This window comes from Pleionea sp. WD8-19 (assembly GCF_055326765.1).
The window spans coordinates 366087-380763 of sequence record NZ_JBUZOU010000001.1 but is presented as its reverse complement, the minus strand read 5'-3'; the positions used below and the strand labels follow the sequence as shown (position 1 = coordinate 380763).

General features: G+C 44.7%; 14 protein-coding genes. 8 read left to right on the top strand and 6 right to left on the bottom strand.

All coding sequences use genetic code 11. The features are described from left to right. Positions 1-57: 57 nt before the first annotated feature. Both ACTUJY_RS01550 and plsY read right to left on the bottom strand, forming a co-directional pair. Complete coding sequence (locus ACTUJY_RS01550) at positions 58-1554, bottom strand: dipeptidase (RefSeq protein ID WP_463614276.1); 1497 nt, start codon at positions 1552-1554, stop codon at positions 58-60. 99 nt (positions 1555-1653) lie between these two features. Beyond that, positions 1654-2283: a glycerol-3-phosphate 1-O-acyltransferase PlsY gene (gene plsY, locus ACTUJY_RS01545; RefSeq protein WP_463614275.1), complete on the bottom strand. Its 630-nt coding sequence runs from the start codon at positions 2281-2283 to the stop codon at positions 1654-1656. 95 nt (positions 2284-2378) lie between these two features. Between plsY and folB the strand changes: the two genes are divergently transcribed. The 7 genes from folB to ACTUJY_RS01510 all read left to right on the top strand — a co-directional run bounded on the left by folB (position 2379) and on the right by ACTUJY_RS01510 (position 9286). Beyond that, on the top strand, positions 2379-2732 hold the full coding sequence (gene folB, locus ACTUJY_RS01540) for a dihydroneopterin aldolase (RefSeq protein WP_463614274.1): 354 nt from the start codon (positions 2379-2381) through the stop codon (positions 2730-2732). An 11-nt stretch (positions 2733-2743) separates the two neighbouring features. Then, on the top strand, positions 2744-3265 hold the full coding sequence (gene folK / locus ACTUJY_RS01535) for a 2-amino-4-hydroxy-6-hydroxymethyldihydropteridine diphosphokinase (protein ID WP_463614273.1): 522 nt from the start codon (positions 2744-2746) through the stop codon (positions 3263-3265). Next, the gene (locus ACTUJY_RS01530; protein ID WP_463614272.1) at positions 3262-3978 is read left to right on the top strand and encodes an SDR family oxidoreductase; all 717 of its coding nucleotides are present in this window, start codon (positions 3262-3264) and stop codon (positions 3976-3978) included. The genes folK and ACTUJY_RS01530 overlap by 4 nt, the downstream gene beginning before the upstream one ends. 3 nt (positions 3979-3981) lie before the next feature. Further along, positions 3982-5181, top strand: a complete 1200-nt coding sequence (locus ACTUJY_RS01525) for a class I SAM-dependent methyltransferase (RefSeq protein WP_463614271.1) — start codon at positions 3982-3984, stop codon at positions 5179-5181. A gap of 4 nt (positions 5182-5185) precedes the next feature. After that, positions 5186-5443 (top strand): hypothetical protein, encoded by a 258-nt coding sequence (locus ACTUJY_RS01520; protein ID WP_463614270.1) that lies wholly within the window; start codon positions 5186-5188, stop codon positions 5441-5443. Positions 5444-5484: 41 nt separating this feature from the next. Continuing rightward, positions 5485-6294, top strand: coding sequence for an undecaprenyl-diphosphate phosphatase (locus tag ACTUJY_RS01515; protein WP_463614269.1), 810 nt, complete (start codon positions 5485-5487; stop codon positions 6292-6294). Positions 6295-6679: 385 nt separating this feature from the next. Beyond that, positions 6680-9286 (top strand): M14 family zinc carboxypeptidase, encoded by a 2607-nt coding sequence (locus tag ACTUJY_RS01510; protein WP_463614268.1) that lies wholly within the window; start codon positions 6680-6682, stop codon positions 9284-9286. A 133-nt stretch (positions 9287-9419) separates the two neighbouring features. Here ACTUJY_RS01510 and ACTUJY_RS01505 read toward each other — a convergent pair whose 3' ends face one another. The 4 genes from ACTUJY_RS01505 to ACTUJY_RS01490 form a co-directional block, all read right to left on the bottom strand. Further along, positions 9420-10151 (bottom strand): hypothetical protein, encoded by a 732-nt coding sequence (locus ACTUJY_RS01505; protein ID WP_463614267.1) that lies wholly within the window; start codon positions 10149-10151, stop codon positions 9420-9422. Between the two features lie 143 nt (positions 10152-10294). Continuing rightward, positions 10295-11170 carry a hypothetical protein gene (locus tag ACTUJY_RS01500; protein ID WP_463614266.1) on the bottom strand — a complete coding sequence of 292 codons (876 nt, stop codon included), beginning with the start codon at positions 11168-11170 and terminating at the stop codon, positions 10295-10297. Positions 11171-11196: 26 nt separating this feature from the next. Further along, a complete protein-coding gene (locus tag ACTUJY_RS01495) occupies positions 11197-12438 on the bottom strand; it encodes a multifunctional CCA addition/repair protein (RefSeq protein WP_463614265.1) in 1242 nt (413 codons plus the stop codon). Between the two features lie 7 nt (positions 12439-12445). Then, on the bottom strand, positions 12446-12823 hold the full coding sequence (locus ACTUJY_RS01490; protein WP_463614264.1) for a DUF4870 domain-containing protein: 378 nt from the start codon (positions 12821-12823) through the stop codon (positions 12446-12448). 238 nt (positions 12824-13061) lie between these two features. Between ACTUJY_RS01490 and ACTUJY_RS01485 the strand changes: the two genes are divergently transcribed. Continuing rightward, positions 13062-14666: an ExeA family protein gene (locus tag ACTUJY_RS01485; protein ID WP_463614263.1), complete on the top strand. Its 1605-nt coding sequence runs from the start codon at positions 13062-13064 to the stop codon at positions 14664-14666. Positions 14667-14677: the final 11 nt, after the last annotated feature.

Below are 14677 nucleotides of genomic sequence, written 5' to 3'. Positions count from 1 at the left end.
CTTTATTGAGTGACGAGGTTCGAACTCGATGTGTTTTCGAACCTCGAACCTTTCTTTTCACTTTCCAGTAATTTCAATCATCATTGCGGTATACATTTTAATCGTCAAAATAAACTGCTCACGCGTTATAAATTCATGCTCCGAGTGACCGGTATATTTCGCATCGGGCATAGAGGGGCCAAAACTCACCGCATTGGGAAACAGTTTTGCATTGGTGGAGCCACCAATGGATTTGGGCTTTGGATCTTTTATACCGGTGAAATGCTCGAAAACATTCAGTAACGTCGGTACGTGTGGCGCATTTTCGACCATTAAAGGCTCTCCGACATACACTTCTTCGATATTGATATTAACACCGCGTTGAACTTTCCATCGGTCAATGGTGGTTTTGATTTGCTCTTCCACTAGTGCCTGAGTTTTTCCGAGCGGGCGGCGAATATTAATAAATACCTGCAATCCTTTGTCGGTTGATTTAACCATTGTGGGTGACAAAGTCATCGGACCCATAAATTCGTGTTGATAGGCTAATGAGCCAAATTGTTCACCATAGATACCCGTGCCAACCAAATCATTTAGGTAAAGGACAGCACTGGCCGCATCGGAAGGTTGCCAACCAATCTGTGCTAATGCGGCCGCAAGATAAGCGATGGCATTGTGGCCATTTTCGGGCGTCGACGAGTGTGCGGCACGACCTTTGGCTGAAATAAAAACACTTTCGCCAACGCGTGTGGTTTCAAACTCAATTGGATATTGCGACAACTGATGTCGAATCAGTGCAATATCTTCGGCTGAAAGAAACCGAGCTTCGGCTATCGCTTCTTCAGGAATTTGGCTGCGGAAAGCACCGCCTTTCAAACTGATCAGCTGGGGTGTTTTTGTTTCGGTTTTTATTTCGGTATATGGAAAGGAGACCTGAATATGCGACCAGGCTTTTTCGGCGATCACTACCGGATAGTCGGAGTCGAGTGCAATGTTAATTGGTGCTGGTTGATAAGTTTTCAAAAATTCGCGTAAAGGATCCCAGTCGGACTCTTCTGCCATATACACCATCAACTCGATTTTACCTTTTAGTGCAACTTGCTTTTCGCTCAGTGCTTTCATCGCGTATAAAGCTGCTGCAATTGGGCCTTTATCATCTTCGGTGCCGCGACCAATAAGTTTGCCTGGCTCAGTTTCAACATCGAGCGTAAAGGGTGACTGTTGCCATTTACTGGCATTGGCAGGCTGAACGTCGCCATGTGCGATTAAACCCAGTATTTTTTCACCTTTACCAATGCTCACAAGTAAGACATGGCCATGATCGGAAAACTGCAAGTTTAATTGTTGCGCTTTATTTTTTAACCATTTGCGGAAGCCATTAAATGCTTCATTTTGATGGTATTCAATATTTGGGTTAGCAACCGTTTTAAACTGCACCATTTCTGCGAGTGCGTTTTCTGCAGCCTTGGCGTAAGTTTTAGCCGCAAAATCTGCGGTAGCTTTTGCTTTGTTGGAAACCTCAGCGGTAGTAATGCCGGAGAAGAACAATAAAATAAAGGAGAGTAAACGTAGCATAAAATTTGAGTAATGGGTGGCTAAATAGATGCTCTGTAACTTGCCACTCTTTATTAGAAAAAGCAAAGCTTTTAGCACTTAGCACTTAGCACTTAGCACTTAGCACTTAGCACTTCCTTTCTGGTTTCCTGCGCCAATCTTTCTTTCCGAGCCCGAAACCATATTGCGAATATTCTGATGATGACGCACCACCAGTAGAATACAAATCAGGATTAAAAAATAAAATTGTTGCGTGAAGAAGTGCCACGCATAAAACGGAACGGTGATTGCCGTGATCAGTGCCGATAACGAAGAAATGCGAAATGCCCAAGCGCAAATCAGCCAACAGATGATTGCGTACAGCCCGAGTTGCCAGTTCAGTACCAGTAATACACCGAAAAAAGTGGCAACGCCTTTACCCCCTTTAAATCGAAAAAAGATGGGAAACAGGTGACCTAGAAATGCTGCAACCGCAACCGAGCCAATCACCCAGTCCGCTTGTTGTAGGTAAATAGCAACGGCCACTGGAATAACGCCTTTAAGCATATCGCCCAGTAATGTCATAAGCGCGAATTTTTTTCCACCTAAGCGTAAAACATTGGTAGCGCCCGGGTTGCCCGAGCCAGATTCACGCGGATCGCCCAAGCCGGCTAGGCGACAAACGAGAATGGCGCTGGAAATGGAGCCCAGCAGATAGGCGGCGATGATCAAAGAAATTACGGCGGCATCCATGAATTCGAGCGTTTTCACTGTATAATGCGGTGTTTGAGGCTTAGCATTGCATTGCCTGCCACACAAAGCAAGTGTACCTTGCCAACTTGTGACAAAATAACAGAAGAGATCCTATGGATATCGTATTTATCGAAGATTTGACCATCGAAACCTTAATTGGAATTTACGATTGGGAACGCAAAATCCGTCAAAAAGTTATGTTGAATATCGAAATGGGCACCGATATTCGACCGGCCGCTCAAACCGACACCATTGATCAAGCGCTCGATTATAAAGCCGTTGCCAAACGCGTCATTCAGTTTGTTGAAGACAGCGAGTTTCAACTGGTGGAAACCTTGGCCGAACGTGTCGCACAAATCATTCAGCAGGAGTTTTCTGTACCCTGGCTAAAACTTAAATTAAGCAAGCCTGGCGCGGTTCGCGGTTCAAAAGCTGTCGGTGTTTGTATTGAACGAGGCAAGCGTTAAAGGAACGGTCGATGCCACAAATTTATTTATCCATCGGTACCAATATCGATCGGCGACGCCATTTGCAATTGGCATTGCAGGAGCTGTTCCGAAGTTTTGGACCGCTGCAACTGTCACCCGTTTATCAAAGTGAAGCTGTAGGGTTCGATGGCGACGATTTTTATAACATGGTGGCGGGCTTTATCAGTGATTGGGATATGAATGCGATTCGCGAACGTTTGAAGCGGATTGAAAAGCAAGCCGGACGGGATCATAAAGCCCCTAAGTTCAGCGCTCGAACGCTGGATATTGACTTGTTGAGTTACGGTGATTTGGTGTGTCAAACTCCGATCGGGTTACCGCGTGATGAAATCTTGTTTAATGCTTTCGTCCTACAACCGCTCAATGATATTGCTCCTAATTGGGTACATCCGCAACAACACAAGTCCATTGCTGAATTGTGGCAACAATTCAACGATTCGGAACAACGGTTAACTCGTATAGATGCGCCAATCGATATGCAGCCCTTTCAAACGTCGAAATTAAAGTCATGAAAAAAACGGCAGTGATCACCGGTGGCGCAATTCGAATTGGTCGTGCATTAGCAGAGTGTTGTGCCGAAATGGGATACCGATTGATTGTGCATTATCAACACTCGGTCGAGGCGGCAAAAGCATTTTCAGAGCAATTAAAAGAGCGTGGGGTTGAACACTGTCTGTTGCGTTGTGACTTATCCGACCCGAAACAAGTCCACCGCTTTTTCAAGCAAGTGCCCGCGGAGTTTCAGCCGGTTGATTTGTTGATCAATTCTGCTGCGATTTTTCCTGAACAGGATAATTGGCAAAGCATAGAGCAACAATGGCCTGCCACTATGAATATTAACGCGTATGCGCCGCTCAGTTTAATACAGCAACTGGCAAGCAGTCAGGCCGGTCGCAAAGTGCAGGTGGTGAACATTGTCGATGCGCGATTGAATCAATCACAACCGGATCATTTGGTGTATCGGTGGTCAAAAGGCTTGCTGCAACAGGCAACGAAAGATTTGGCGTTGGCGCTCGCTCCAAATGTACGGGTCAATGCTATTGCGCTGGGAGCCATTCTGGCACCACCGGGAAAAGATGACGACCATCTCGCTCGACTTTCAAGTCAAATACCATTACAACGTACCGGTGATATTCAACAGGTGCAACGAGCTTTGGCTTATTTCATTGAACAGTCGTTCGTTACCGGACAAGTTTTAACGTTGGATGGTGGCGAGTTTTTATAGGCGATGGATGTTAATCAATACCAAAATTTGACTCAGCAACAATGCGAAACGTTAAAAGTCGCATTGCCAACGGAACAGGAACTGGCCTACGGTCTCGAAAACTTTTCCTGCATCGCCGACAAAATTAACCGCTCAACCAATCAATACATCAGTAGCGCCGAGTTTATTCATTCTGCGCTCTATCAGCCCGGAAGCGGTTACTATGTGTCGGGAAAAACGGTGATTGGCCAAACCGGAGATTTTATTACCGCGCCTGAAATATCGGAAATATTTGGTAAGGCGCTTGGAAATGCAATATTGCCAAGTTTGTCCGTCACTGATGGTGTGGTTATGGAGTTCGGAGCAGGTAACGGAACACTGGCCGCAACCTTATTAAAACATTTTGCGGCAAATATTACGCATTATTACATTGTGGAAGTTTCTGAGTCGTTAATAAATCAACAACGCCAAACATTGGCGGCTGCCGATGTGTTGGATGAAGATAAGGTGATTTGGTTAACCGATACTCCACAAAAACCTTACAATGCGGTGATCATCGCCAATGAACTGTTAGATGCTATTCCTGCGCATCGTTTCCGTTATCGTGATGGTCGATTTGAAGAACTTTGCGTATCAATTAAGCAGCAAACGTTTGAGACACTCTGGTGCGATATTCAGTCGCATGAATTAACGGAATGGTTGCAACAGCACGAGAGTAAAGTCGACTGGCAAAGCAACTGCATTTACGAAGCGGCGCCATGGCGTAGCGGATGGCTTCGTAGTGTATGTCAACACTTACAGCGAGGTGCGCTACTGTTTCTCGATTATGGGTATAGCGCAGATGAGTTTTTTGCGCCGGAACGTATCGAGGGAAGTTTACAATGTTTTTATCGTCACCAACGACACTCACAATTTACCTGGTTAACCGGGCTGCAAGATATTACCAGCCATGTTAATTTCTCAGAACTTTGCTTAACGGCAGAACACATGGGGTTGTCTTTGGCCGGTTATTGCAGTCAGTCGCAATTTTTGTTGAACAGTGGCGTGTTGCAACAGGTGGAAATGTCTCCCGAGTTAAACAAGCGCGTTCAATTGTCACAAGCATTACAAAAGCTGATGCTGCCTGGTGAAATGGGGGAAGTGGTAAAGGCGATTGCTTTTACCAAAAACATCAGCGAGAATGCCGGGCCGCAAGTGTCTCGGCAATTGACTTCAAGGTTGTAAAACAATGCTGTTGCGAAAAAATGTACTATTTCTGACTTTGCTGATAATACCTTCTTTTGCGTTTGCTGCTGAACCATTAGATTGGAAAACGCACGGACTTACTGCGCTTGGTATAGCGATTGTTGTTTCGCTTGTTTTGATTTTTCGCAACAAAGACTATAACTCAACGCCAGCGAAGATCATGGCTTTTGGTGTTTACTTTTGGGTATTGGTGTTTGCTCAAGCCATTTTGTATGGTGTGTATTACGCGTTTTTCCGTTAACTTATTTTTAGGCTATTAATCGAAAATAAAGTAGAAACATTATGGACTGGATCCAGATCATTCTTTTAGCACTTATTCAGGGACTGACCGAGTTTTTACCTATCTCGAGTTCCGCACACTTAATTTTGCCCGCAAAAATATTTGGCTGGGCCGATCAAGGCAATGCTTTTGATGTCGCCTTACATGTCGGCACATTGACTGCGGTTGTTATTTATTTTCGGCAAGAATTGACCAACATGACTTCGGCATTTTTTCGCAGTGGTTTTAAAAAAGACATGGAGAAAGATGCAAAGCTGGCCTGGGCGGTAATTTGGGGAACCGTCCCAGTTGGGTTGCTGGGGCTGATATTTAGTCTATTTGATGTCGTCGATAATTATTTACGTTCGGTATCGGTTATTGCTTTTACGACCATTTTTTTCGCCTTGCTGCTCTGGTGGGTTGAGAAAAATGTTAAGCATCAACGCGATGAATATTCAATTACTTGGAAAGATATCGTCATAGTTGGTTGTGCGCAGGCTTTAGCGCTGATTCCTGGTACCAGCCGAAGCGGCGCGACCATGATGGCTGGCCTTTGGTTGGGATTAACTCGAAGTGCGGCTGCAAGATTTTCTTTTTTATTGTCGATTCCAGTGATTATTTTATCAGGCGGTCTAACGTCGATAAAATTGATGCAACAACCCGAACCCGTCATGTGGGGCGCATTTATCGCTGGATTTTCCATCGCTGCAGTGAGCGCCTTTGTTTGCATTCATTTCTTTTTGAAGTTGATCGATAAAATTGGCATGATGCCTTTTGTTTGGTATCGATTGGCTTTAGGTGCTGCGTTAATCGGTGTGATTTGGATGAATTAATTTTTTATGAGCTGCGAGCCTCGAGATAAAAGAATAAATTTTTCGCAACTCGCAACTCGCAACTCGCAACTCGCAACTTAAACACAAAGTTGTATACTTCTGTCAGAAAATGCCTCATTTGTTATTTATTGTCTTCAATATTTTAATTCTCAAAGTCGGAATTTATTGATGAGACTTTGACGTCTTTCTTATTTTTAGTCTATTCATCGCACAAAAGAATTTTGGTGCATCTCAAGATCAAAACTATCCCGTAATATCTCAAAGTAGCTTTCTTTGATTGGCTATTCTTTGTTCACCATTTCAATCAGTTAAAGAATATATTGAGGTACTTTAAGTATGAATTGGTAAAAAAATAATCAAATTAAATCTCAATGAGGATCCAAAAATGAAAATAACAACATCGTTGTTCGCAATTTTATTTTTGGGGTCTATGAGTTGTATTCCCCACTTTGCTCAAGCAAATCAGTCGAGTTCTAAGCAACAAACCTTACAAATACTGGAAGATGAAATACAAACCCAAAACATTTACCGGGTGTATTACGGTAATGAAACTATGGCCAATAAATTGGCGATAACGTTTCACAGTCAATTGCTCGAAACTAATAAAGATAAAGGGTTTATGATTCTGGAGTTGTCGCCAGAAGATATTGAAAAGCTTAAGCCTTTTAAGTTCAAAATTAAGCCAGCCACGGAGTTTATTCAACGACGTAACGAGCGCTTGCAACAAATCCAACAACAGTTACGAGAAAACACATTATTTGAAGCTTCTCCAAGCGCTATTCCTGGTTACTCCTGTTATGAAACGGTAGAGGAAACGTTTACCGAAGCGCAGAATATTGTCAGCAGTAATCCCAACCTGGCGGAGTGGATTGATGTCGGTAACTCTTGGGAGAAAAACCAAAACATCGGAGGGTACGATATTCGAGTTTTAGTGCTTACTAATAAAAGTAATACGTTTGAAAAACCTAAATTATTTATTAACAGTGCCATACATGCACGAGAATACACAACGGCACCATTAAACCTCGATTTTGCGCGGTGGTTAGTGGATGGTTACGCAACCAATGCCGATGCGCGCTGGTTGCTCGATTACCACGAAATTCATTTGATGTTGCAAACCAATCCGGATGGTCGTAAACAAGCAGAAGCAGGCAGCAGTTGGCGAAAAAATACGAATCAAAATTATTGTGGCTCCACTTCAAGCAGTCGCGGTGCTGATCTTAACCGTAATTTTACCGATCGTTGGAACATAACGAATGGCTCTGGCTCAAGTGGTTCAGAATGTAACTTAACGTACCGAGGACCGTCGGCTGGCTCAGAACCAGAAATTCAGGCGATAGAAAATTATGTGCGCAGTTTATGGCCGGACTTGCGTGGACCGAACGATAATGATGCGGCACCAAATACAACGACCGGAATGCATATCGATTTACACAGTTACAGTGAGTTAGTGTTGTGGCCATGGGGCGATAAAAGCAGTCCGGCACCTAACGGCACCGCTTTACAATCGCTCGGTAGAAAGTTTGCTTACTTCAATGATTATATGCCGCAACAGTCTATCGGTCTTTACGCAACCGATGGCACCAGTGATAACGTCAGTTACAGCGAACTCGGCGTTCCTGCTTATACGTTTGAACTCGGGACTAGCTTTTTCCAAAGTTGCTCGGTTTATGAAAATACCATTAAGCCCGACAATTTACCGGCATTGGTTTATGCGGCTAAGGTCGTACGAGCTCCCTATGTGACGCCTTCAGGGCCGGACATATTAAACCTTGCATTAAGTGGTGATGCATCAACAATAGGTGTCCCAGCAGGTACTTCCGTGCAGATCACGGCAAGCGCTACCGATACACGTTTTAGTACGCGAAATGGTACTGAATCGACCCAAAACATTTCCGCTGCTGAATACTATATTGATGTTCCACCTTGGCAAGCTGGCGCAACAGCATTAACGCTATCCGCAGCCGATGGCAGTTTCAATAACAAAACCGAATCCATTACCGGCACAATTAACACGACCGGGTTAAGTGTTGGCGAACACATTGTGTTTGTGCGCTCTAAAGATACGACCGATACTTTCGGCGCAGTCAGTGCCGTGTTTTTGAAAATTACCGATGGCACGCCACCCGCTTTGAATGCGGAATTTACGTTTAATTGTGCGGCATTGACCTGTAGTTTCGATGGTTCTTCCAGCAGTGGTGCGGTAGCGGGTTACAGCTGGACCTTTGGTGACGGTCAAACCGACGCAGGTGCTAATGTTTCACATACTTTTGCGGCGGCTGGCGACTATAACGTTGTATTAACGGTTAACGATAACGCCGGGGCTTCCGATAGCGAAAGCAAAACGGTTACGGTTACAACCGGACCGAATAATTCGTTAGAGAATGGTGTGCCCAAAACCGGATTGTCTGGTTCGCAAGGCGCAGAAGATCATTACGTGATGCAAGTGCCTGCGGGTGCAACCGATTTAACGTTTGTGATCACAGGTGGCAGTGGCGATGCTGATCTCTACGTGCGATTTGATCAAGCACCGACTGCATCGCAGTACGACTGTCGACCTTATCGTTGGGGTAATGAAGAAACCTGTACCATTTCCAATGTTCAGGCAGGTACTTATTACGTTATGTTACGGGCTTATTCATCGTATAGCGGAGTGTCACTGACAGGATCATTCTCGACATCGGGCGGTGGCGGTGGATCATTCAGTGAAAGTAATTTATCGGACAGCCAAGGTGGCTGGAAACACTTTACCGTCACTTTAGCTGCAGGTATGAGCACTTTCGATATTAATATGTCGGGTGGCAGTGGTGATGCGGATCTATACGTAAGACGAGGCAGTCAACCCACCACCTCACAGTACGATTGCCGACCCTATCGTTGGGGTAACACGGAATCTTGCAGCATTGCTAATCCGGGTGATGGTGTCTGGTACATTAGCGTACGTGCCTATTCATCGTATTCTGGAGTGAATATTAACGCGACGTGGGAGTGATAGACCGGCGAGCGGAACTCATGAAAGGAGCGAAGGTTACGCAGCGTTGAGTCTCGTTTTCGTCGTTTTGAGCGAAACACGTCAATCTTACTTTACAGAGCGAAATGAAGTTTCAAACTTCTTTCGCTCCTCGCTACTGGCGATCATATCGTTTTTCCGCTTGCAGTATGTGCGGCGCGTAACTTTTAAATTTTAGTGGTTTTTTCTTCTCGCAATTTCCCGTCGACAGCATGATGGGATTCTGGAATTCATCCAATGGATTTTTTTCTTCTTTGATAAAACACTTTCCATTTATTCGAACCATTCGCTGTTGTCCTCCTAAAAATTCGTAGTATTCGTTGTCCTTTTTTAACTGCTGAAGTTGTTTGAATTCCTTATTCAACTGTTGTCGTTGCATACGCTGTTTAAGTTGAGTTTGTATGCTCTTGTCGAATATAAATCGATCTGTTTCGTTTTCTGGAGCGTTTTCGTATTTTTTGACAGTCGTTGACCAATTATTATAAATATCGAGCCCCGTCTTTTTAGAGCGGGTATCGGCGTCTATTGAGCCTTCCTTATGGCTCTGTATTTGCGGTGGTTGCTTTTTATCCGGTTTTGGTACTTCTGGTGGGGTTGCTATCGATTCAGGTATTTCTGCAGTGTTCATTTCGAAATTGGGTTCAGAAGTGACGCTGTCGCTTTTCAGAATTTCCGCTGGCTGTTGAATGTGTATGAATAGGGGCGAGTCATGACGTTTTGGCGGTTTCGGCAAAATGGAAGTGGATGAAAATACCACCAACAGAAGGCTATGCAGTAAAATAGATGTCAGTGCTGCAAATAATAGCGTACGGTTCTTGTTAAAACGACTGTATAGACTCATTCTCATTTGAAGATGCTATTCTCGAAGTGGATGAGACAGCAATCAATACGTTAAGTTTCGCGCTGTATCGAGAAAAGCGATTATTTTAGAGAAGAGGCTGGAAAGTAAATAATAAATGTAAAATTACAAAAAGCACCATGAATATTGCTTTATTCATGCGGCTCTAGAACATCAACACCCAAAAACTGGCTTAATATTTTGGCATCATTTCGGATCTGTCGGGGATTACCATGATCAACAACATTAATCCGCTTGCCATCTTTAAGTATCAGATTCAATTCGTAACTGTGGTAGTTACTTTTGCCATCACTTACGTATTCTTCTAAAACTTGTAATCCGAAAATGTCATCAAGTGCGGTAACATCTTTGAGCGCCGATAAAGCTTGCAAACTGTTGCTCTTGTTACGACCTTTCCAATAATACTTAAGTCGCTTATCAAATACGCGGGGTTGTGCAAAAAAATAATAAATGGCGACTCCAATACCTACAAATAAAAGACCGATCAATGTGGGAATCACGTCTCCTTCTGTGAGCAAAAATGCACCGCCAACTAACGCGCCCATCCCAGAAAAAAGAATGCAAAATAAAACCAATAAAGTTGATGCACGAAACTCCATTCGATCATGATTAATAATAACCAGCTTGTGCGTTTGAAAGCTAGCGCCACCGGTATTGATAGGATGCCACTCAATGGGTAAGTTTGATTTGACTTGTTGAATTTGCTCGCTGGATAAGGCGTCGGATTTAACCGTGGTTCTGGTTTGCTGGTACTCGCGGGCGTTCATTTGTTTTCGTATTTGAACAATCAGGGTAAGCGCCTCAAGGAAAAAGCCAATGCCGATGAATACCAGCGAGTACTCGTGAAGCAGTTGCGCGTCTCTTTCCGACATGAATTGGCGCAGAACTTGCGGAGCAAAATGCGCAATAAATCCGAAAACTAATAGTAAGCTGCCAAAAATATGAAGCAGGATTGAATGTATATTATTACTGGAAAGGCGCTTGTTGGATCCTACGTATTTGGTCATAGGGTTATCCTTTTATGCCAACAATATTAAGGTTTGTTGCTAACTTCGACTTGCTGTAATAACTGTTTGGCGATACGGACGCGTGCCTGATAAACCTGTTCGCCGATTTGCTTTCCACTGAAACCTCTTTCGAGATATTCTTTCGTATCGATTTTGATAGTGGCACTGTGTAATTGTAGTAGAAACTGGCGCTGTGGATAGTCGCGATGTTCAAATCCGGTACGCCCTCGAAAGTCTGCTTCGCAGGCGATTAGAAACGCTTTATACTCGTCTGGTTGTTGATAAGCTCCCGTGCTTTCCAGCAACTTAATCAGGCTGCTGGCTTTCATTTCGAACACCCGGTGGCTGTGTAAATGAAACTCCGAGGTAATGGCGGCAAGTTTTTTGTATCGGTTCGGCACTTTTAAGCGCTTGCATACTCGGTGAATGATTCCAACCCCCAGTTTTTCGTGTCCTTTATGGCTGGGCCATTCTTCAGGTGCCGTTGCGCACTTGCCTAAGTCGTGACAGAGTGCGGCAAAACGCACGGCAATGGATTCGGTTAAGTTTGCCGCTTGCTCAAGCACCATCATAGTGTGAATACCGGAGTCGATTTCTGGATGCCACTGTCGTGGATTGGGAATTCCCCAAAGGCAATCGAGCTCAGGGAAAAAACATTTGAGCGCACCCGTTTCATGCAAGACTTCAAAATAAACTTGCGGCGATTGTTCCGTGAGTGCTTTTTCGGTTTCTTTCCACACGCGTTCTGGCGTTAACGCGTTGAGTTCGCCACTGAGTGCCAACTGGCCCATCAAGTTTTGTGTTTCCGGTGCGATGGTAAAGCCAAGATGGTGGTAACGGGCGGCAAAGCGCGCAACACGTAGAACGCGTAATGGGTCTTCAACGAAGGCTGGTGATACATGACGCAACACTCGGTTTTGAATGTCCTTTACACCGTTAAAGGGATCGAACAGGTTACCTTCAGCGTCTTCAGCAATGGCATTGATTGTTAAGTCACGACGCTCCAGATCTTGTTCCAGTGTCACATCCGGTGCGAAATAGCAATCGAAGCCATAATAGCCACTGCCGGTTTTGCGTTCGGTGCGGGCCAGTGCGTATTCGTCTTTCGATTTAGGGTGCAAAAATACTGGGAAGTCTTTCCCAACTTGTTTATAACCTTGCGATAACAATTGTTCCGGGGTAGCGCCCACAACCACCCAATCGTGCTCGGTGACGGTTCTGTTTAACAGGCGGTCTCGTACGGCGCCGCCGACCAAGTAAACTTGCATTGGTGTTTTAGCTGACCAGTCTAAAAGAGAATGGGTACCGATAATTCACACCGTCATTGGCCTTTATACCAGCAATAATGACAAAGACCAGCCAAAGGATTAGGAGCACAGGTAACAACAAAAAGCCGATAAAGACGAACATTAATAGAAAGCAGATGATAGAGATGATCGCTATGGTGATATTGAAGTTAAGTGCTTCTTTGCCGTGATAATTGATGTAATCGGATTCATCTTTTTTGATTAGCCACATCACCAACGGACCAATAATGCCACCAAAAGGGACCAGAAATCCGGCAAAAGCAACTAAATGACAAAACATTGCATATTGGCGTTCGTCGTGAGTCAGCTCGGTTTTGGTTTCTTGTTGTTGGGTGTCTTGTTCCATAAATGGCTCCATTGAGTTAATCGATCGTTAGATCATTATCGCCAGTGTAACCAATCCCTTCTTCGACGTCAGTATTGGTACCCCGTTTCTCTTTTATTTCTCGTTTATAAGAAAGACGAAGCGGTCCTATTACCATGCAACTTAGCGTTGATTGAGTATATAATCCCGAACCCGGCTGGTTATTTACTGGCCAACTTGTCATGCGACGATTTTGTAAAGTAATACCACGGAAACAATAATGTACGAATCTTACTTTGGATTAAAAGATCGGCCTTTTTCGATAGCACCCGATCCCAGATTTTTGTTTATGAGTCAGCGCCATAAGGAAGCGCTAGCGCACTTGGCTTATGGGATCCGTCACGGTGCTGGTTTTGTGTTGCTGACTGGAGAAGTCGGTACTGGAAAAACCACCATCTGCCGTCAAGTGTTGCGTAAGTTACCCGAAAACACACGGTTGGCGTTTATTCTGAACCCTATGCTTAACGCCATTGAGTTGCTCGCGACACTTTGTGATGAGCTGGGTGTCGACTACAATCAAAGTGAGTACTCACTAAAGCAGTTGACGGATAACTTAACTCGATTCCTTTTGCAATGTCATCAAGATGAGATAAATGTGGTACTCATGATTGACGAAGCGCAAAACCTAGCGCCAGAGGTATTAGAGCAAATCCGACTGTTAACCAACCTGGAAACCGATCAGCGCAAACTGCTGCAAATTATTCTGGTGGGTCAACCCGAGCTGCAACAGTTGTTGGCGCGTCAGGAATTGCGTCAGTTAGCACAGCGTGTTACCGCACGATATCATTTACGGCCTCTAAACGAAGAAGAAACCCGCGCTTATATTGCTCACCGTTTGCGTATTGCCGGGGCGCATCAACCCATATTCAGCAAACAGGCGATTCGAGCGGCTTTTCGTCAGTCTCAGGGGATCCCGCGCTTGATCAATAACCTTTGTGACCGCTCAATGATGGCCGCTTACTCCGCAGAAAAGAAAGTCATTGGTGAAAAACATATCCTGCAAGCGGCACGTGAAGCATTACCTATCGATACGGATGTTCAGCCGAATACGGGGAAGTCCATTTCACGTTGGGCTCTGGCTGCTGGGGTAGCAGTGGTACTCGCAACCGGATATGGGATCGGCCAACTCAGTCCGCCTGCTACCCAACCTTTGGCTAACAAGCCGGTGATAGCTAAACCTTCAAGCAACGAACCCAACTGGCAAAATCGAGATGAACTCTTTCAGTGGCTGGTAGGGCATGCGACCGAAGAGGCTTCGGCACATCATGCTCAACGTGTGCTTGCCGAGCGCTGGTCTCTCACTTTTGAGCAGACTTCGCACGGTGATTTTTGCCGGTTTGTAGCGGATTATCGTTTAAAGTGTGAAAGTGGGCTGGAGAGCTGGCAATCGATTGTTGAATTCAATCGTCCGATGAACTTACTGTTGGAAAACAATCAGGGGCAACACAGTTGGATCACGTTACACGGTATTAAACAGGATAACGTTGAGATTGAGTCCTTATCGGGGCGGCGTTGGATCAAAAAAGACTGGTTATTAGCGCTGTGGAGTCGACACTATCAATTGTTATGGCAAGCACCGCCTGGCTATCATCGTCCGGTTCGCTTAGGTGATCGCGGAGACGAAGTCAGTTGGTTGTCCGAGCGAATCGCTTTTGTCTATAAAGAGGACTCGGTACGGCAGCAAGAAATCTTCGACGAATATTTACAGGACTTATTAATGGATTTTCAATCGCGCCATGGTTTGAAGGCCGATGGCATTGCTGGTATGAACACGCTGATACAATTAAATACTTCAACCACAAAAGATATTCCACAGCTACGATAATTTTTAGGAAG

Coding starts and splice junctions, on each gene's coding strand:
- ACTUJY_RS01550 (WP_463614276.1), bottom strand. CDS start 1,554: ATGCTACGTTTACTCTCCTTTATTTTATTGTTCTTCTCCGGCATTACT.
- folB (WP_463614274.1), top strand. CDS start 2,379: ATGGATATCGTATTTATCGAAGATTTGACCATCGAAACCTTAATTGGA.
- folK (WP_463614273.1), top strand. CDS start 2,744: ATGCCACAAATTTATTTATCCATCGGTACCAATATCGATCGGCGACGC.
- ACTUJY_RS01530 (WP_463614272.1), top strand. CDS start 3,262: ATGAAAAAAACGGCAGTGATCACCGGTGGCGCAATTCGAATTGGTCGT.
- ACTUJY_RS01525 (WP_463614271.1), top strand. CDS start 3,982: ATGGATGTTAATCAATACCAAAATTTGACTCAGCAACAATGCGAAACG.
- ACTUJY_RS01520 (WP_463614270.1), top strand. CDS start 5,186: ATGCTGTTGCGAAAAAATGTACTATTTCTGACTTTGCTGATAATACCT.
- ACTUJY_RS01515 (WP_463614269.1), top strand. CDS start 5,485: ATGGACTGGATCCAGATCATTCTTTTAGCACTTATTCAGGGACTGACC.
- ACTUJY_RS01510 (WP_463614268.1), top strand. CDS start 6,680: ATGAAAATAACAACATCGTTGTTCGCAATTTTATTTTTGGGGTCTATG.
- ACTUJY_RS01505 (WP_463614267.1), bottom strand. CDS start 10,151: ATGAGAATGAGTCTATACAGTCGTTTTAACAAGAACCGTACGCTATTA.
- ACTUJY_RS01500 (WP_463614266.1), bottom strand. CDS start 11,170: ATGACCAAATACGTAGGATCCAACAAGCGCCTTTCCAGTAATAATATA.
- ACTUJY_RS01495 (WP_463614265.1), bottom strand. CDS start 12,438: ATGCAAGTTTACTTGGTCGGCGGCGCCGTACGAGACCGCCTGTTAAAC.
- ACTUJY_RS01490 (WP_463614264.1), bottom strand. CDS start 12,823: ATGGAACAAGACACCCAACAACAAGAAACCAAAACCGAGCTGACTCAC.
- ACTUJY_RS01485 (WP_463614263.1), top strand. CDS start 13,062: ATGTACGAATCTTACTTTGGATTAAAAGATCGGCCTTTTTCGATAGCA.